Raw genomic sequence first — 19,331 nt, forward strand, 5'->3', positions numbered from 1 at the left:
GGGTCATTTGAACTGGGTTATTGCAAGCGCGCTGCGCTGAAACACGGTGAGCACGCATAACCCAGCATAGACGTATGCGATGGTGCCAAACCATGCGGGCAGCAGGCACATCGCGACGAACACAGCGATGGTCTCTGTCCCTTCGGCAAGTCCAGTTGAATAGAAAAAGCTCTTTGTCCCGTGCGCGCTTGTTTCCTCGCCGCGTTTCGCGGCGATGACGGCGAAAGCGAGGAAGCTGACGCCGGTCAGCACGAAACTCGCCACCAAAACCAGCGCCGGCAGCGTGTTTGAGCTCGATAGAATGCCAAAGCCCAAAGGGATCGATACGTAGAAGGCAAAGTCGGCGACGATGTCGAAATACCCGCCCAATTGGCTCGGCCCGCGTATCCGCGCAACTGCCCCGTCAAGCCCATCGAAAATGCGGTTCGCAATGATAAGCGCAAGGCCCAGCCATAGCTCCCCCAACGCAATCGCCACCGCGCCGCCAAGGCCTAGCGCCAATCCGGTGAAAGTGAGCGCGTTGGCGCTGATGCCAACACCCGCCAGCGCCCTGCCCATCGCGTTGAGTGGGGGATCGATCAGAGGGCGCAGTTTTGCATCGAGCATGGCGCGTCACTAGACCGCGAAAGTCACAAGTCCAATCCACGCGCCCGTCATGGCGCTCGCGATATTGCCTGTAATCCAGCTTTTAATGCCCAGACCCGCCGCCTCTGCGCGCCGTTCGGGGCACAATGTCCCGATGGTGGAAACGAGCAGGCCAATGCTCGCAAGATTGGCAAACCCGCACAGCGCATAGGTGACGATCAAAAGCCCTCGCGGTGAAAGCATACCATCTTCAAGCGCTGCAAGCTCGAGAAAGGCGACATATTCGTTGAGTATCGCCTTTGTGCCCATCAGGCTTCCGGCTGCTTGCGCTTCAGCCCATGGCACGCCGAGGAGCCACATAAAGGGCGCGAATATCCAGCCGAATATGCGCTTGATCGAAAGCGGCTCTCCATCGACGACAGGGAAAGCGGCAAGGATCTGATCGCCCAAGGCCACCAGAGCAAACACAACGATAATGATTGCGATCACAGCCAGGAACAGCTGCATCCCATCCATCGTGCCTTTGACAATCGCATCAATGCTCGAGGCGTAGGAGAGGCCGGGTTCATCATCCTCGCTCGTTTCGGTCTTGGCCTCACTATCGCCCGGCACCATCAGCCTTGCGATCAGCAAGGCGGCGGGCAGCGATACGAGAGACGCCGAGATCAAATGACCCGACGCGCCATCACCCAGCACGCTCTGCAGAGTGCTGGCATAAAGCACCAGCACGGCCCCACTTATGCTCGCCATGGTGAGCGTCATCACCTGGAACAATTCAGCGCGGCTCATCCGTGCGAAATAGGCACGCACTACAAGCGGGCTTTCAACCACGCCCAGAAACAGGTTTGCCCCGCCCGATAGGCCGACAACGCCGCTCACGCCCAATGTTCGCTGGAGCGCGAAGGAAAGCCCATTCACCAGCCAGCGCAACACGCCCCAATGCCATAGCAGCGCGGCCAAAGCGGAAAACACGATCACCAATGGCAATATCTGAAATGCAATGATGACCGGCGGCTCAGTCCCTTCCTTGAGAACGAACGGCAAAGGCGCGCCGCCCAGATAGCCGAACATGTAAGACGAGCCCTGCACGGTGGCATCACTGATCGCTTCGACGCCAGCATTGGCGCCTTTCATGATGGACCAGATAAAGGGCACACGCACGATGATGAGCGCCAACACGGCCTGCATCGCCAAGGCGCCTGCAATCCATTGCCATGTCGGGCGATTGCCGCGATCCTCGCTCAGCGCCCACGCAATGCCGAGCAAGACGGCAATGCCGATGATGCCGCGCAGCTGATCAAACAGTTCCAAGCTCAGCGCCCCTTAGCCGCGCATCCAGTCGTGATACTTCTCAACGAAGGAGAGCAGCTTTTCAGGCTTGCGCGCCTTTTTCCATTCACCGGCGGCAAATTTATTGCCCTCTGCCATGGTGGGATAGGGATGGATCGTGCCCATGATCTTATCAAGGCCAAGCCCGTGCTTCATCGCAAGCGTGAATTCGGCCAGCATCTCGCCCGCATTATAGCCCACAATGGTCGCCCCGAGGATCTTGTCTTTGCCCGGCTGGGTGAGCACTTTGACGAAGCCTTTCGTCTCATGCTCGGCAATTGCACGATCAAGATCATCAAGATCGTATGTCGTCACGTCGTATTCGGTGCCTTGCTCCTTGGCTTCGGTCTCATTGATGCCGACGCGCGCGATTTCAGGATCGAGGAAAGTGACGGCAGGGATGACCGAATAATCGGCCTTGAACTTCTTGAATTGGCCAAACAGCGCGTTGACGCTGGCAAACCACGCTTGATGCGATGCTGTGTGCGTGAATTGAAAGGGCCCTGCAACATCGCCGCATGCATAGATATTGGGAAACCTGGTCGCCAGGAATTCATCGGTGACAACGGTCTTGTTCGTGTCGATGCCAAGCTCTTCTAGGCCATAGCCAGTAAGGCGCGCCGCCCTTCCGACCGCGACGATCAACGTGTCGAACGGAACCGCGGTTTCGCCGCCATCGTGTTCTGCAATGACTTCACTAAAGGCCACTTTCACGGCCTTGTGACCCGTCAACACGGTGACGCCCGCATCTTCCAATGTGCGCTTGGCAAGTTCGGAGACTTCGGGGTCTTCGCGGCCCATCACCCGGTCTTCCATTTCGATCTGGGTGACATTCGATCCGAGCCGCGCCAGACTTTGCGAAATTTCGCACCCGATCGGCCCGCCGCCAAGGATAGCGACCCGCTTTGGCGGCGCATCCATTTCGGCAAACGCATCCCACATCGTGTCTGAGGTGAGGTATCCGCTTTCCGCCAACCCTTCGATGGGAGGGACAAAAGGCCTTGCTCCTGCAGCGATGACAATGGTGCGCGTCGTCAGGCGCTGTGTTTCACCATCATCGCGCGCAATCTCGACCGTCCAGGGATCGACGATCTTTGCATAGCCAGCGACGCAATCGACGCCGAGGCTTTCATAGCGCTCAACGCTGTCGTGCGGCTCAATGGTCTTGATCGCATCCATGACGCGCGCAATTGTCTGTTTGAAAGGCACTTTGGGCTCGTGCGGTTCGATCCCATACTTGTCCGCATGGCGCATTTGCGCGGCGACTTTTCCGGCTTTGATCAGCGCTTTAGATGGTACGCAGCCGGTGTTCAGGCAATCACCGCCCATCTTGTTCGCTTCGACCAGTGTCACCTTGGCTTTCACAGTCGTGGCAATGAGCGAGGAAACCAGCCCAGCCGCTCCTGCGCCGATCACCACCATGTTGCGATCATAGCTTTTGGGGCGTGTGAAATCGGCATAGACTTTGCGGCGTTTGATCCATCCCACAATGGCTTTTGCTATCCATGGAACGATAGCGAGAAGGACGAACGATCCGATCAGCGCCGGCGACAAAAGGCCCGACGTGCTCTCAATCTCTGCAAGCTGCGTTCCCGCGTTCACATAGACAATCGTGCCAAGCAACATCCCGATCTGGCTCACCCACACAAAAGTCCAGGTTTTGATGCGGGTTAGCCCCATCACCAGATTGACCACAAAGAATGGGAAGGCGGGGATCATGCGGATCGTGAAGAGATAAAATGCCCCGTCGCGCTCAAGCCCGGTATTGATGGCTTTCAGGCGGTCTCCAAAGCGCGCCTCAATCGTGTCGCGCAGGACATAGCGTGAGGACAGAAACGCGAGAGTAGCGCCCAAGGTTGAGGCAAAGCTCACAATGATCGTACCGGTCACAAGGCCGAACAGAGCGCCCGCGCCAAGCGTCATGATGGCGGCTCCGGGAAGCGATGCAGCGGTTACCGCGACATAAAGCAGAAAGAAGCCAGCGATAACGAGTACCGGATTATCGGCGTAAAACCCGCTCGCCTGATCGACGCTGTCCTTGAGCCCTTCGAGCGAAAGGTAAGCACCGAGATCGAAGTAGAAATATGCCGCAATCAGCGCTGCGAGCGCTGCGATAATGATGATTTTCTTCAAACCTAGTCCCCTTCACGCCTGTGTTCGCGGCGCTGGCGCAAGCGGTTACGAGCTGCTTGAAATAGCCGCGTATCGCGCGATCCAGCGTTTGTCGATCCACGCTTTCAGCTTTGCAACCCAGCGTCCTTGCGCAGCGAATGGGCCATAACTCGCAATCGCTTCTCCCCGCCCGGTGGAAAGCAGGTAGAGGCTAGCTGGGCGTGGGTGGTAGCTTTCTTGCGCAGGCAGGTCCTGAATTTCCCGCCGCAGATTGGCGGCAAGCGCTGGCCCCGCCATCACCGCATGGACGCCAGAATGGGCGATGTGACGATCCTGACGCGCGGCGACGTCGCCAACCGCGAAGATGTGACCATGCGAAAGCGAGCGCATATGGCTATCGACCGCGATAAAGCCATCAGGGTCGCATTGGAGCCCGCTTGCACGCGGCCAATCAGGCGCGCCGCTCCCTACTGCCCCGATCACCACATCGATAAGTTCAAGGCATTGGTCGCCCGCAAGGAGTTCGCCATTCTCGAACCGCGCATTTGCTTCGATCAAATCAATGCTCTGACGTTCCAGTTCGCTGCGCACTTTACCTCTGACGGCAGGTGAAAAGTCGGGAAGCAGGCCTGCCTCACCCGATACCAACGTTACAGCGGGCACCTGCTGCTCACTGGCGCGATTTCGCAGCGCGAAAGCAATTTCAATCCCGCCCGCGCCGCCGCCAATCACCGCGATCCGTTCGGCTGAAGGCAATTCTGCGATGCGATCAACAAAGCCATCAATCGGGCGCACATCAATGAGCCGCGGATCATCGCCAAGCACCTTGGCTGCATGCCCCACCCCGCCCGTATCGATTGAGGCGATGTCGAATGTCAGGACGCCGTTCGCCTGTGTGAGGATTGATCGCGCATCAGGATCAATCGCTACGCATCTATCAAGCACAAGCTCAGCGCCTCCGGCGCGCGCCAATCCGGCTAGATCAACGCGCGCTTCATCCTTGGCATGCTCGCCCGATATCCAGCCTGGCACCATGCCGGAATAACGCAAATATGGCTCTGGCGTGAGCAAAGTCGCGCGATCGGCGGGCATTCCGTGCTTTGCCCAATCAGCCAGCACGGCCACATGCGCATGCCCGCCGCCGACAAGCACGAGATGCTTTTCATCGCGGTTTCTTGTCGTGTTCATTCGAAGGCGCGCAACACGCTGAGATTTCCAAATTTATTGCCTTGGTGCACGCAGGAATACCGCCGGTTAACAAATCAACAATCGCAGGATCAACTTGCAGGAACCGCAAGCGTCCTTGCTCGTTCAATCGGTAGCGTGATGATGGGGGCTGCGCAAAGCCCTGTCACGCGCCCGTAAGGGATCACGGGCAGATGCAAGAACATGACTGCGTTTTTTTGACGCTTTTTGGACGGAACCGGCGCCTATGGCGAAGACCCTTGCCCCCCACCTTGAGAGCCACGGCTCTAAGCTCTCGCTCGTGCGTTTTTTCCGTCAATTTGTGGAAATTCTGCGCCCTGAAAGCAATTTTTACTGGCTGACGCTGGTTTATGGCGTCGGTGTCAGCATGCTTTCGCTCGCGACGCCGATTTCGGTGCAGATGCTGATTAACACCGTGGCAAACACGGCTCTGACGGCACCGCTTTTTGTCCTTTCGGCCACTTTGTTTGGTCTTCTTTTGTTGTTCGGCCTGCTCAATGCCTTGCGCATACACCTGATGGAGCTGTTCGCGCGGCGGTTTTATGCCCGCATGGTCGCGGAAATCTCGCTCATCTCGGTTTATGCGCAAAATCCGTTCTTCGTCGACAATCAGAACGGGTGGCTATTCAATCGCTATTTTGACGTCATCAACGTACAAAAGGCGCTGCCTATCCTGTTTGTCGGCGGGTTTACTGTCGTTTTGCAAGTGGCAGTCGGGTTTGTGCTCGTATCGCTCTATCACCCGCTCTTTCTTGTGTTCACGCTTGTTATGTCCGTGCTCATCTGGGCGATCTGGCTCATCTGGGGCAGCAAGGCTGTGCGCACCGGGATCGACCTGTCACATGCCAAGCATGGCACTGCTGCCTGGCTTGAGACGCTGGGCGAATCCAACGGCTTTTTCAAATCGCAGCGCCGGATTGATTACGCGCTGAAGCGCACCGACGATTACACCGATCGCTATATCGGCGAACGCAAACGCCATTTCCGCCAGCACTTTGCTCAGACCATCGCGTTTCTCGTCCTCTATGCCGCCGCAAGTGCCGCGCTTCTTGGCCTTGGTGGATGGCTCGTCTTGCAGGAGCAGCTCTCGCTCGGCCAATTGGTGGCTGCAGAGCTTGTCTTGTCGGTCGCCTTCTTCGGCGTGGCTCAGCTCGGCACGTATCTGACCTACTTCTATGATCTGTGCGCCGCGGTTGAGGAATTGTCGCAATTCTACGACGTTCAGCAAGAGGAAGCGCGGGGCGATAACCCGGTTAAGGGGGACGATCACACGCTCGTTTTCCATTCTGTTTCCGGCACTGCTCGCCATGAAAACGCAACGCTCGATTTTGAGATACCCAGCGGATCAATCGTGATGGCCGCGGCCAGCCATCACGGGGTCCAGCGCCTCTTTACCAATGTCCTCAAAATGCACGAGATTCCGGGACAGGGATTTGCGTCGATGGGCGGGATCGATCTCAACGACATCGAATCTCACAATCTGCGCAAAGACGTGCACGTGATGGAGCGCGCCAGCTTTGTCGGCATGACGATCCGCGAATATTTGAAGCTGTCATGCCCTGAATCCGCGCCCGGAAGGATGATCGGCGCTCTGGAAACCGTCGGTCTTGACCGAACGATCTCCTCGTTCAAAGAAGGCCTCGATACGCATATCGCCTCGACCGGATGGCCGCTTTCCTCTGTCGAATTGCAGCAATTGAAACTGGCCAATGCCCTGCTTGAAAAGCCGCGTATTCTGGTTTTGAGCCGCTTGTTCGATTTGATCGATGAAGAGCCTCTTGCGCGCAGCATCGCGCAATTGCGCGAGCAAGCGTATTCGACCGTGATTTACTTCTCGGGCCGCCGGATTGATCTGGGTTTTGACAGGTTCCTTTACCTCGAAACCAACCAGCAGCGCTATTTCGACAATTTTGAAGATTTCTGCCTCGCGGTAAACCAGAAACCGCCGCACCGTCCATCAGGGCCTCGTCCGATCGCTCGCAAGATTGGCGCAGTGGGAGAATCGAGATGACCACGCTCGACACCGATATGGCGCATTTCAAAACGCTGAGCGACATCAAGGTTCCGCGCATTTTCCGCGCTGTCTTCATGATAATCCTGTTCGGCATCATCGCGACCGTCATCTTCATGATCTACGTACCGTGGGTGCAGACGACAGGCGGGCGAGGTGTCGTCACGACGCTTAATCCCAATGAGCGCCAACAGGAAATCAACGCCGCCGTCGGGGGCCGGATCGAGGAATGGTTCGTGCGCGATGGAAGCCAGGTCAAACAAGGCGATCCGATTGCCCGCATTGCCGATATCGATCCGAACCTGATCCAGCGATTGGAAGCGGAGCGCGCGCAGGTTGAAATCCAGCTCAATGCCGCGCGAAACGCCTTGTCGACCGCCGAGATTGACCTTCGACGGATGCGCGAATTGTTCGAATCCGGGCTTGCAGCGAGACGCGATTATGAACTGGCGCAGATCAACGTTGAAGAGATGCGCGGACGGGTTGCCGAAGCACGGGCCAATCTTACGCGCACGGAAACAACCCTGTCGCGCCAGTCTGAACAATTGGTGGTCGCGCCGCGCGATGGCTTTATCCAAAGCGTCAATGCCGGCGATGCCGCAACGGTGATCAGCGCGGGCGCCGTGCTGGCAACATTTGTGCCCGAAACGACCGAGCGCGTGATCGAGATTTTCGTTGATGGACGTGATGTTGGCCTCATCGATCCGGGCGACAAGGCCCGCATCCAGTTCGAAGGTTGGCCTGTCCTCCAAGCGAGCGGCTGGCCCTCTGTCGCTGTTGGCACTTTTGGCGGTATCGTGACGACAGTCGATCAGTCGGCACAGCCTGATGGCCGCTTCCGGGTGCTGATCACCGAGGATACCAGCCAGGAAAACGCATGGCCGGGCGAACAGTTTGCGCGCTTTGGCGCTTCGGTGCAGGCATGGGTTCTGCTGGAGACGGTTCCAGTCGGGTACGAAATCTGGCGGCAGCTCAACAATTTCCCTCCTGAAAACCCGCAGGCAACAGCACGAAGCGGGGATCCTGGCGGGCAGGCGACCTAAGCCGTGGATCCGCGCCGCTTTCAAAAAGCCTTTTCCGCCTGCGTGGGTGTGGGCCTGATGCTCACAGCCCATTCGGGCGTGGCAGCCCAGAATATCGAGCCGTTTGAAGATCCGCTGGAAGTGGCTTTAACCGAAGGCGCGCTGCTGCCGGATGAAGTGCTGCGCAGTTCCGCCCTTACCTTCCCGAGCATTCTCGCAAGTTTCGAACGCGAAGCGGCTGCGCGAAGCGATCAATTGGCCGCTGATGGCGCGTTTGATCTGCTGCTTGAAGGCGAAGTGTATGACCGGGTGACGGGCACGTTCTCGGGCGGGTATGGGGAAGTGAAAGCCACCCAGCCCCTGCGCCCATTTGGTGCGCAAGTGTTTGGGTCATACCGCCTGTCCGATGGCACTTTCCCGATTTATGAGAACATTTTTAACACCAATCAGGCAGGCGAATTCAAGGTTGGTGCGCTGTTCTCACTGCTGCGCGACAGGTCCATCGACAGCCGCCGTTTCGCGATTGAAGACACACGGCTTGCTGCCAGCCAGGCGCGGCTCGATATTCTACTCGTCCAGCTCAATGTGCAATTCGAGGCTTTGCGCGCCTATTGGCGCTGGGTTGCAGCGGGTGAACAAATCTCGGTCTATGAAGAACTGCTCGAAATAGCCGAAGCGCGCGCGATTGGCCTGTCGCGCGAAATCCGGCTGGGCGCGACACCGCGTCTTGCGCTGACCGAGAACCAGCAGAACGTCTTGCGCCGCCGAACCTTGCTCGAAGAAGCGCAGCGCGATTTCATCACCGCTTCGAACAGCCTTTCCTATTATCTGCGCGATACTGCGGGCAATCTAATCGTACCAACGCGCAACCAATTGCCGAGCGATGAGCAGCTCTCCGCGCTTCCCGATATGCAATCATTGATCGAAGCACGCCGCGACGATATCCTTGAAAGCCGCCCTGAACTTGAGACATTTCGCCTCGCGATTGAGCGGGCAACGAACAAGATTGCCTTGCGCGAAAATGATCTGAAACCCCGGCTCGACGCGACTGTCGAGGTGTCGCGGGATTTCGGTGCAATTGGCGATGGAGGCTCGACTTTCGATTCCACCGATACGGTTGTCGGCGTTACCTTCACCGTGCCCCTCCAGCGCCGTGAAGCGCGCGGGCGATTGCAGCGGGCCGAGGCAGAACTGCGTGAGATTGAGCTTGATCAGCGCCGCGTTGCCGATCAGATTCAGGTTGAGCTCGACAACATTCTGGAAAATCTCAACGCGGCGATCCAGCTAGCGGATCTGGCAGAACAGGAAGTGACCGCTGCATCGGAAGTCGTTGAGGGCGAACGCAAGCGCTTTCGCCTTGGCGCGGGCGATTTTTTCCGCGTGAACTTGCAGGAAGAGCGCGCCGCCGAGGCGGAAATCCGCGCCATACAGGCCGAACTCAACGGCAGGCTTGCCGCTGCAAGCTACAGCGCCGCCACCATGGATCTGGAAGAACTTGGCCTCGAATAGGGCCTAACGGTTCTGCCGCCCCTCGATCAGGCGATCCACCAGCGAGGGATCAGCCAAGGTTGAGGTGTCGCCCAAAGAGCCAAAATCGTTCTCGGCAATCTTCCTGAGAATACGACGCATGATCTTGCCTGATCGCGTTTTGGGAAGCGCGTCTGCGAACTGGATATGATCTGGCGTTGCAACGGGTCCGATTTCCTTGCGAACCCAACCGCGAAGCTCCTGATAAAGCTCATCCGTCCCATCTACGCCCGCGTTCAAGCTGACGTAGCAATAGATGCCCTGCCCCTTGATATCATGCGGATATCCGACCACCGCGGCCTCTGCGACCTGACTGTGCAGGACGAGCGCGCTTTCCACTTCGGCCGTGCCCATGCGGTGTCCAGACACGTTGATGACATCGTCCACCCGGCCCGTGATCCAGTAATACCCATCCTCATCGCGGCGGCAACCATCGCCGGTGAAATACTTGCCTTTGTACGTCGCGAAATAGGTCTGCTCGAACCGGGCGTGATCGCCATAGACGGTGCGCGCTTGTCCCGGCCAACTGGCGGTGATGCACAGATTTCCGCTCGTCGCACCTTCAAGCGGGTTACCCTCATTATCGACAAGCTGGGGCTGAATGCCAAAGAAGGGCAGCCCGGCACTCCCCGGTTTCATATCGTGCGCTGCGGGAAGCGTCGTGATCATGTGGCCGCCCGTTTCGGTCTGCCACCAAGTGTCGATGATCGGGCAGCGCCCCTCACCCACCACATCGTGATACCAACGCCACGCTTCTGGATTGATCGGTTCGCCCACCGTCCCGAGCAGCCGTAGCGAAGAACGGTCGCGGCTGGTCACGAACTCATCGCCTTCGCGCATCAACGCGCGGATAGCCGTGGGCGCGGTGTAGATGATATTGACCTTGTGCTTGTCGACCACATCCCAGAAGCGGCCATGATCGGGGTAATTGGGCACGCCTTCAAACACGACCTGCGCCGCGCCGTTGATGAGCGGTCCATAGGTGACATAGGAATGGCCAGTGACCCAGCCGATATCGGCGGTGCACCAGAACACTTCGCCCGGTGAATAGTCGAACGTGTAGTGGACTGTGGTCGCCACCCAAACGCCGTAACCGCCAGTGGTATGAAGTACGCCCTTGGGCTTTCCGGTTGAACCGGAAGTGTAGAGGATGAACAGCGGGTCTTCTGCTGCCATGGGTTCGCACGGCACATTGGCCTCGGTCGCAACGTCGTGGAACCAGTGATCGCGTCCTCCGGCCATCGCCACATCGCCGCCCGTGTGCTTCACCACCAGAACGCCATCCACATCGGTTCCGTCAATCGCCAAGGCTGCATCGACATTGGCTTTCAAGGGGATGGGTTTGCCGCCGCGCACGCCTTCATCGGCGGTGATGACAAATCGGCTTTCGCAATCGGTGATGCGGCCAGCGAGAGCCTCTGGAGAGAAGCCACCAAACACCACCGAATGCACAGCCCCGATCCGCGCGCAGGCCAGCATGGCTGTAACGCCTTCCAACACCATCGGCATATAGAGCGTGACGCGGTCGCCCTTTTTGATGCCCATCGCTTTCAGTGCATTGGCCATGCGGAGGGTTTCAGCCAGCAGCTCGGAATAGGTGAGCGAACGCGGCGGAGCATTCGGATCATCCGCTTCAAAAATCAGGGCAGTGTTCTCGCCCCGCCCTCCTGCCACGTGGCGATCGACAGCGTTGTGACACAGGTTCAATTTGCCATCTTCGAACCACTTGATGTTGACCGGATCGTAAGACCAATTGCCGCCTTTGGTGGGGGCGCTTACCCAGTCGAGCCGTTTTGCCTGCTCCAGCCAAAAGGCATCAGGATCATTGACCGAATGAGCGTACATCTCGCGATACTGATCAGCCGTGCAATGCGCGGCCCCGCTGTTCGCAGGTCGCGTCACAAATTCGCTTGATGCCTCTGCCATTCCTCTGCCCTCTCTCGGATTTCTTTTGTTGAGAAAGAGTGTGCCTGCGGCGAGCAGCAATTTCCAGATGAATCTATGGGCGTGTTTGAGCTTGCGACAAATCGGCGAGGCTCTATCCCGTTGAGCCATGGAACAAACCACATTTGACACTTTCATGGCCGTCGACATCCGCGCTGGCACCGTGGTTGAGGCAGAGCCGTTTCCCGAAGCGCGCAAGCCTGCGATCAAGCTGGTGGTGGATTTTGGGGCCGATATCGGGCGAAAGAAAAGCTCAGCCCAGATCACCGATCATTATTCGCCTGAGGAATTGTTGGGACGCAAAGTGATGGCGGTCGTCAATTTCCCGCCGCGCCAGATCGGTCCGTTCATGTCTGAAGTGCTGGTGCTTGGCTTTCCGGACGAAGATGGCGCGATTGTGCTCGCGGCACCGGGGGATGTGCCGGATGGAGCACGGCTAGCTTGAGAATAGCCAGCGAAGGCCCCTGAAAATCCAAAATAATAGGCCAGCAAAAGCAACCGCCATGAGGGTTGTCGCTACGACATATTCTGCAATCCAGATGTACCGTTTTGACTTTTTCTCTCTTAGCGCTGCTTCGAGGTCAGAGGGATTTCCGATAAGCTGAAGTACCGAGGAGAGAAAGGCGGGCAGCAATGTCCACCAAAACGAAAAGTCACCGCGCTCCGCAAAAAATGCGCACGCGAAAGTGGCAAGAATGGCGGCTATGGCGAGGACCATAGCCATTAGACCAGACCTCCCAACGCGGTCTTCAGGTCACCCAAGTATGGCTCAAACGGTTTCCACGCGCCCTGACCCTTGCGATTGATCGGCTGGCGCACTTGCTCGCTTGATGCGGTGCGCACGGCGCGGTCGGTTTGGTGAAACTTGAGGCAGGCCTCTTCGAAAGGCACTTCGAGAAAGTCGAGCATGCGCCGCGTCTGCCCTTCAAGATCATCGAGCACATCCTCGTGTTGAACTCGCAGGATCTTGCCGGGCAGCACCCGATCCCAATGCTCCATCAGATCGACGTAGTCTGCATAGTAACGGCCAATTTCGGTGAGCCCGTAAGTGAACTCCTGCCCCTCGGCAAAGAGCTGCTTGAAGCCTGAAAAACAGCAATCCATGGGATCACGGCGCGCATCAATGATCTTCGCATTGGGCAGGATCAGGTGGATGAGGCCGATATGCCGGAAATTGTTGGGCATCTTATCAATGAAAAACGGCGCGCCTTCGCGGTGAATGCGGGTGTTTTCGATGAAGTCGGCGCCGAATTTCCCGAGCTGCTCTGCCGATAAATTGTGCAGCACTTCGGGGTATTGAGATTGTCCTGCCTTGCGACCACGTAGCCTGTGCGCGAGTGCCAAGATATTGGGCAGCTCCAGCGTGCCGTCGATCTGCGAATGGCTGGCAAGGATTTGTTCAAGCAGGGTCGATCCGGCACGCGGTAGGCCGAGGATAAAGATCGGATCGGGCGCCTGATGACCCGCACCTTCATGCTTTCCGAATAGTTCTGCCGTGCACCATTCCTTTTGCCGCGCGAGTTCCTTCGTCATGGCATCGGCGCTGTAGCGGGTCTGCGCGCGTTTCAACGCATTGCCTTCATCGTAGTGGCGGAAACTGGCTTCATAGTCCCCGCGATCTTCGAACCCTTTGCCCAAAGCAAAAGTGAGATGAACGCGGTCCATAAACGCAAGATCACCGCGCGCAGCCTGGGCTTGCATCGCGGCAAGTTCAGCGTCGCTGAACGTGTAGGTTTTGAGGTTTGCCAAGGCATACCACGCATCCCCGTGGTCGGGCTTTGCGGCAATGGCGGCGGCGTAACTCGCTTCGGCCTCGGTCCGGTCACCCTTGGTCTTAAGCGCGTGGCCTCGACTTGTGAGGCTGGCGGGATCATTGGGCAATTTTTCAAGGACCTGATCGAACAGTTGAAGCCCGCGATCATAGTCACCTGTCTGAATGCATTCGATCGCGAGGCGCGACTGGAACAGCGGATTTGCGGGGTCGCGATCATGCAGGAGCTCAGCCTGTTCCTTAGCCTCGGCGGACTTCTGACGGCGGCGCAGAGCATCGATATAGTCTAGCCTCAGCTGTACATCATCCGGCGAAAACTCGACCGCGCTTTCAAGCAGAAATTCCGCATCATCGAGAATTCCAAGCTCAATCCCGATCTTCGCGAGCAAGCGCATCCCTTCGACGTTTTTGGGATTTGCGCGCAGGTAGTGGCGGCAGATTTCCTCCGCACGCACCAGCCTGCCTTCGGCCAAATGATTGGTTACCGCCAGCAATTCACGCGGCAGACCCGCGATCCGCGCGCGTTGTGCCTCGGCTGCTTGCGCTTCGGCAGCCTGCCCCGCTTGCGCGTGCAATCGCGCCTGTTCGCGCCAGCTTGCCTCGAGCGCCGGGTTGAACCGGGTCGCGCGGATGAAAGCCGGCAAAGCGGCGGCTTCGTCTCCGCGAGCAAGCGCCAGATGCCCTTGTTCCTGCCATGCGCGGCCATATTCAGGCATCGCAGAATGCAGCGCTGTCAGGTGCTCTGCTGCCTCCTCGAACCGCTTCAGATACCGCGCTGCGACCGCGGCCATATAGAGCGCTTCTCCGTCAGCTGCGTTGTCCGCCAGCACAGCGCGTGCGCCATCCAGGCCAGCCTCAAACTGCCCGGCTTGCAGCGCTTTTTGGACCTGCTTCAATTGCTCTTCGCGCGACATGCACCAAGCCTTAGACAGCAAAACGGCGGGCGTGAACCATTGCCACGCCCGCCGCTTTGAATTGGGTCAATCCGACTTAGTAGTCGAACGTCACACGCATACCCACCGTCAGCGGACGGTTGGTGATGATGCGTTCGCGATCGTTGCCGAAAATGCCCGAAATTTCCGCGCGCTCATCAGAGAGGTTCTCACCGAACACTTCAAAGCGCCATTGATCGGATTTCACGCCCATCGACAGGTCAAACACCGTGTAGCTATCAAGCTCGATATTGTTGATCGCAATGATATCGGTGAATTTGGATGCCGAATACGTGACTTGCGGCTGGATATACGCCTCAAGCGTGCTCGACAGGTCCCACTCATAACGAGCGCGCGCATTCCCCTGGAAGTTCGGCGCATAGGCAAGCTCGCTGCCCAGGATCACGTCGTTGGTCGGGATCAGGATATCCGTGACCTCAGTATCAAGGATCGAAAACGCGCCCGAGAATGTGAGGCCCGGTGTTGCAAACGGGGCCACGGTGAAGTCCGCCTCAAGCCCGTAGATCTCTGCATCGGCTGCGTTGGATGAGAAGAACAGGTTGGTGATCGACGGGTCAAAAATCTGCGTTTGCAGGTTCGTGATATCGACGAAGAAAGCCGAACCGTTAAAGCGCAGCTGGCCATCGATGAGGTCCATCTTCCAGCCGAGTTCGTAGTTCACCACTTCATCGGTTTCGAGCTCGAATGGCACTACGAATTGCTCGCCGCCAACGACCGGACCCAATGCGCCGCCTGGACGGTTCAGGAAGCCGGGGCGGAAGCCTTCAGAATAGGTGGCGTAGAACAGCAGATCAGGCGTGGGCGTCAGAGTCACTGTGCCTTTGAAGATCACGCCGCTCGTCTCTGCCACATCAGGTGCGCGCACAGCGTTGAACACTTGCTGCGCCTGTGTTGGAGTAAGACCCGCTGCCTCAATATCGGCGAGGGTATCATCCAAATCAAATGTCTGACGCAGCGCTGGGTTGCACGATCCGATGAAGGTGAACTGCCCGTCGCCATCGTAAAGATCGCTGATATCGGTACCGAACGCATTCTGATCTTCGGCAGCGCCAGAGTTACAGAATGATCCGTTGGCAGACCCTTCAAAGTCCACCTCGACATCGTAATAGCGCGCGCCGAATGTCACGGCGAGCAGATCAGGCACGACGTCAAAGGTTGCTTCACCAAAGATGCCGAATTGCTCGTCAGTCCGGCGAATGTCGTTGCGGAAGATTGTGTCCGCCGGGAACGGTCCGGGATCGGACACAAAACCTGACATTTGCGGGAAGTTGGTCGCGAACGGGCCAAAGGGCTGCGCTGCGACATTGCCGGGATAGGCAAAGTCCACGCGCTCTTCGAGGCTGAGGTCAGAATAGAATGCGCCACCTTGGAAGCGGATGCGCCAATCCTCTGGCGTCGAGAACCGCAATTCCTGCGTGAACACTTCGGTTTTCGAGAAGGAGTTGATGTAAAGGTTGGGTGGCTGGCACACGCCGCTTGGCGCGGCTGCACCGGGATACGTCACCGAGCCATCACAGATATAGTAGGGCAGATATTGGCCTGCGAACAGGTAATCGGTATAGTCCGCGCGCTGTTCGCTTTCGCGATCAGTGTAAGCACCGGTGTAGATGATATCGAGGAAGCCAAGGCGCCCTTCGACCGTCCAGCTTGTGTTCGAGAAATCGTCTTCGAGACGGTCAGCTTCGAAACGCTCAATTTCAAGATCATCGAGCCCGTCCAATTCAGGATCAGCGAAGAAGACGCCGTCTGATTCAAGGCTTTGACGCTGGTGAGAGATGTTGACGGTCCAGTCCGGGGTGACTTCCCAAAGCCCGCTCACGCGGAAACCGGCATAGGTCGTGTCGTTGAAATTGTCCTCGGCAAGTCCGGCATTGTCTGTCGGCAGGAAGGTCACGCCCGATAGATCGGAAGTCGACTGGAAACCAGCGCGCAGAGCGGAAACGGGTACGCCATTGGCGCGGACGGTTCCTTCGGGACGAAAACGCGCGCTTTCGCTCAAGTCGCGGGTGCCCTGAACATTGTCGATATAGCCGCCCTGATCGTCAAGATAGACGACACCGCGCAGAGCAATCGTGTCGCTAACGGGCACGTTCAGCATCAATTCGCCCTGATAGCTCGTCTCGCCGCCCTTCGTGAAAGAGACACCGGCAGAACCGCTTGCATCAAAGCCCGACAGATCAGGCTTGTTGGTGATGAGACGCACAACGCCGGCCTGCGAACTTGCACCAAACAGCGTGCCTTGCGGGCCTGAGAGAACCTCAATCCGCTCAAGGTCGGCAGCATACACGTCAAGGTTACGGCCGGGCTGGGAAAGGGGTTGATCGTTCAGATAGAGCGCGACGTTAGGGGCAAGGCCAGCAACTCCGGCAACCGTGATGTTGGGAGTGGTAGAGGCAAGACCGCGAATGTAGATTGTGCTTTGCCCGGGGCCATTGCCGCCCGCTGTCACAGTCGGGATCTGGTCAAGGTAATCTTCAAACGTGTCGATGTTGAGTTCATCGAGCTCTTCAGCGCCGATTGCGGCGACCGATACGGGAACATCCTGCAAATCCTCGCTGCGACGCTGTGCAGTCACGAGGATTTGGCCGACGCCGCCCTGGCGTTGCTGAGCGGCCGGTTCAGGCTGCGCATTGTCTTGCGCCGCCGCAGGCGAAACGATTGCGACTGCGAGTGCGCCAAGCGACGCCCCGCTTATATATTTTGACATGTATTGCCCCTTTGAGCCTGATTAGGGTCGCGGTGCGGGGTGCACCAGCGTTACCCAAGAAATGGTCGCGCGCGCGTAGAGAGAAGGGCGCGAACGGCGCTCCGGTTAACAAGCTCTCATAGAGCTGGCCACAGTGGGGCGGTAAGATTTGCAGAACAAGCGCAGGCTTGTTGCATAATCACAACACTGAAAATGATGTTAAGTCAATTTCAAGTACTCAGATTATCAATTTTGCAACAAGAAAGAGGATGCGGCATTTTACTTATAGAGTGCGATTTATCAGGCTGAAGTCATCATGAATAGTCAAATGAATGATAATCTATTATGAGGTTTCTCAAATGCCCGGTGTTCTTACTCTGCCGGTGTTACTTTACCGTCCCAGTCCTCACATGCCTGTGCTGTTGTGGGAACACCATGCCGTTTGCGGATGATGTCGAACCACACTGCCTTCACGATGGCGACGCACATCAAAACCAGCACGAACGAAAACGGCAAGGCGCCGATGATCATGGTGATCCGGATCGCCTCGACCCCGCCAACGACGAGCATCGACCCGACGATAAAGGCGAGCGCGAGACCCCAGAAAAGGATGTGGTATTTGCGCGATCCCTCATCCTCGCCAGCGCCGTTGATCGTGTTGATGATCAGGATTGCGCTATCAGCTGAGGTGACGAGATAGGTCATCAGGAGAACAACGACGAGCGCAGAGACCACCACCATCACTTCTGGGCTGAGCATAAAGGCCAGCGTTGCGTATAGCTGATCGGCCATGGCCGCGTTGACGATAGCTCCTTCGGCAGCGCCGCTCAATTCAAGATCGATCGCCGTGCCGCCTGCCAAAGCCATCCAGACAAAGCACATGAGCGAGGGAACCATGGCAACACCGAGGATATATTCGCGAATGGTGCGGCCCCTCGAAATGCGCGCAATAAACATGCCGACGAAGGGTGAAAACGCGATCCACCACGCCCAGTAGGATACAGACCAGCCAAGCTGCCAATCGACCAATGCGTCACCCGCTTCGCTACCATCGCGGCTGAAAAGCGAAAGGGAGAGCCGGGGCAGGTTTACGATGTAATCCCATATGCCAACGCCCAGCAATTGGAGCGCATAAAAGCCCGATCCCACGAGCGCGAATAGAGCGAGCAGGGCAAAAGACAGCGTCATGTTGATGTTCGAGAGCCATTTGATCCCGCGCCCCACGCCGGACAGCGCGCTGAGCGTGGAGGCTCCCACCAACGCGATCAGCGCGATGACAACCGCGCTGTTGGATGCGGCATCGCCGTCCATCAGCCATTCGCTTCCCGTAAGCCGGAATAGCCCGGCGACGAATTGCTGCACACCCAGCGACATCGTGTAGGCAACGCCCAAAATAGTCGCCACAACCGCGACAACATCGACCGCATGCCCGAAAAAGCCCGACATGTAGCGACCAAACAAGGGCGCCAGTGCCGATCGGATGGTAAGCGGCAGCCCGCGGCGATGCGCGACATAGCCAATACCAAGTCCCACCAGCGCATAGGTGCACCACGCGCCGAAACCCCAGTGGAGGAAGGTGTAAAGATAGGCTGGACGCACGTTTTCGGCCGATTGCGCTTCGACCTTGCCTGCAATCACATCGGGATTGGTCACAAAATGCGCGAGCGGCTCCCCGGTTGAAAAGGTCAGCATGCCAATGCCGATGCCTGCGCCAAACAGCATGGCGAACCAGGAAAAGCGCGAGAATTCTGGCTTTTCACCCGGCGCCCCCATGCGCAGGGAGCCAACCTTGGGCGTCAGCGCGAGGGCTAACGACACAACAACCAAGCCAGCGACGAGATACACATACCAGCCTGAAAACTGCGAGATAATGCTCGCATTGGCTGCAGCCAGTGCCTGCTCTGCACTCGCGCCAAAGACATCTTCTGCGCTTGCCCCAAAGATTGTTTCCGACGCTGCCGAAAACAGCGCCCACAGAATAATCAGCGTGACAATGATCTTGGCCGGGATCGTCACTTCGCGGCTGAACCCATCGTAAAACCCGCGATCATGGGTATCGATCGGAAGATCGACCATGGGCGGATCAATAGGCAAATCGTCAGGAAAAGTTGTGGCAGCGCGATCGCTGGACATGGAAGCTTCTGTTGTGGCGCTCATCACTTCGCGTGTGCGCAATGGATGCGCC

At 57.7% G+C, this 19,331-nt stretch carries 12 protein-coding genes; 4 read left to right on the top strand and 8 right to left on the bottom strand.

Translation table 11 applies throughout. The features are described 5' to 3' along the window. Window positions 1-3: 3 nt before the first annotated feature. Genes AUC45_RS06200 through AUC45_RS06215 form a run of 4 tightly spaced genes read right to left on the bottom strand, consistent with a single transcriptional unit; the run spans window position 4 to window position 5,214 of the window. The gene (locus AUC45_RS06200) at window positions 4-606 is read right to left on the bottom strand and encodes a CDP-alcohol phosphatidyltransferase family protein (RefSeq protein WP_067599911.1); all 603 of its coding nucleotides are present in this window, start codon (window positions 604-606) and stop codon (window positions 4-6) included. A 9-nt stretch (window positions 607-615) separates the two neighbouring features. Continuing rightward, window positions 616-1,896, bottom strand: coding sequence for a NupC/NupG family nucleoside CNT transporter (locus AUC45_RS06205; protein ID WP_067599914.1), 1,281 nt, complete (start codon window positions 1,894-1,896; stop codon window positions 616-618). A gap of 12 nt (window positions 1,897-1,908) precedes the next feature. Continuing rightward, complete coding sequence (locus AUC45_RS06210) at window positions 1,909-4,047, bottom strand: FAD-dependent oxidoreductase (protein ID WP_067599917.1); 2,139 nt, start codon at window positions 4,045-4,047, stop codon at window positions 1,909-1,911. Between the two features lie 45 nt (window positions 4,048-4,092). Beyond that, window positions 4,093-5,214 carry an FAD-dependent oxidoreductase gene (locus AUC45_RS06215; RefSeq protein ID WP_067599919.1) on the bottom strand — a complete coding sequence of 374 codons (1,122 nt, stop codon included), beginning with the start codon at window positions 5,212-5,214 and terminating at the stop codon, window positions 4,093-4,095. Between the two features lie 244 nt (window positions 5,215-5,458). Between AUC45_RS06215 and AUC45_RS06220 the strand changes: the two genes are divergently transcribed. From AUC45_RS06220 to AUC45_RS06230, 3 genes are read left to right on the top strand one after another with little or no spacing between them, the layout of a single operon-like run. After that, window positions 5,459-7,243, top strand: coding sequence for an ABC transporter ATP-binding protein (locus tag AUC45_RS06220; protein ID WP_082701002.1), 1,785 nt, complete (start codon window positions 5,459-5,461; stop codon window positions 7,241-7,243). Continuing rightward, on the top strand, window positions 7,240-8,286 hold the full coding sequence (locus AUC45_RS06225; protein ID WP_082701003.1) for an efflux RND transporter periplasmic adaptor subunit: 1,047 nt from the start codon (window positions 7,240-7,242) through the stop codon (window positions 8,284-8,286). Before AUC45_RS06220 ends, AUC45_RS06225 begins: the two co-directional genes overlap by 4 nt. A 3-nt stretch (window positions 8,287-8,289) precedes the next feature. Beyond that, entirely contained in the window at window positions 8,290-9,774 is a 1,485-nt protein-coding gene (locus tag AUC45_RS06230) for a TolC family protein (RefSeq protein ID WP_233998556.1), read from the top strand. A gap of 3 nt (window positions 9,775-9,777) precedes the next feature. Here the strand turns inward: AUC45_RS06230 and acs are convergent, their stop codons facing one another. Next, complete coding sequence (gene acs, locus AUC45_RS06235; protein WP_067599925.1) at window positions 9,778-11,718, bottom strand: acetate--CoA ligase; 1,941 nt, start codon at window positions 11,716-11,718, stop codon at window positions 9,778-9,780. 127 nt (window positions 11,719-11,845) lie between these two features. On the opposite strand from acs, the gene AUC45_RS06240 reads away from it, so the two are divergent. Continuing rightward, window positions 11,846-12,181, top strand: a complete 336-nt coding sequence (locus tag AUC45_RS06240; RefSeq protein ID WP_067599928.1) for a tRNA-binding protein — start codon at window positions 11,846-11,848, stop codon at window positions 12,179-12,181. Between the two features lie 278 nt (window positions 12,182-12,459). Here the strand turns inward: AUC45_RS06240 and AUC45_RS06250 are convergent, their stop codons facing one another. From AUC45_RS06250 to AUC45_RS06260, 3 genes are all read right to left on the bottom strand, one after another. Continuing rightward, on the bottom strand, window positions 12,460-14,421 hold the full coding sequence (locus tag AUC45_RS06250) for a tetratricopeptide repeat-containing sulfotransferase family protein (protein WP_067599934.1): 1,962 nt from the start codon (window positions 14,419-14,421) through the stop codon (window positions 12,460-12,462). A gap of 76 nt (window positions 14,422-14,497) precedes the next feature. Further along, window positions 14,498-17,167, bottom strand: a complete 2,670-nt coding sequence (locus tag AUC45_RS06255) for a TonB-dependent receptor (protein WP_067599937.1) — start codon at window positions 17,165-17,167, stop codon at window positions 14,498-14,500. A gap of 351 nt (window positions 17,168-17,518) precedes the next feature. After that, a complete protein-coding gene (locus AUC45_RS06260) occupies window positions 17,519-19,303 on the bottom strand; it encodes a BCCT family transporter (RefSeq protein ID WP_233998558.1) in 1,785 nt (594 codons plus the stop codon). Between the last annotated feature and the right edge of the window lie 28 nt (window positions 19,304-19,331).

Source organism: Erythrobacter sp. YT30, assembly GCF_001542875.1.
In the GTDB taxonomy this organism is placed as follows: domain Bacteria; phylum Pseudomonadota; class Alphaproteobacteria; order Sphingomonadales; family Sphingomonadaceae; genus Erythrobacter.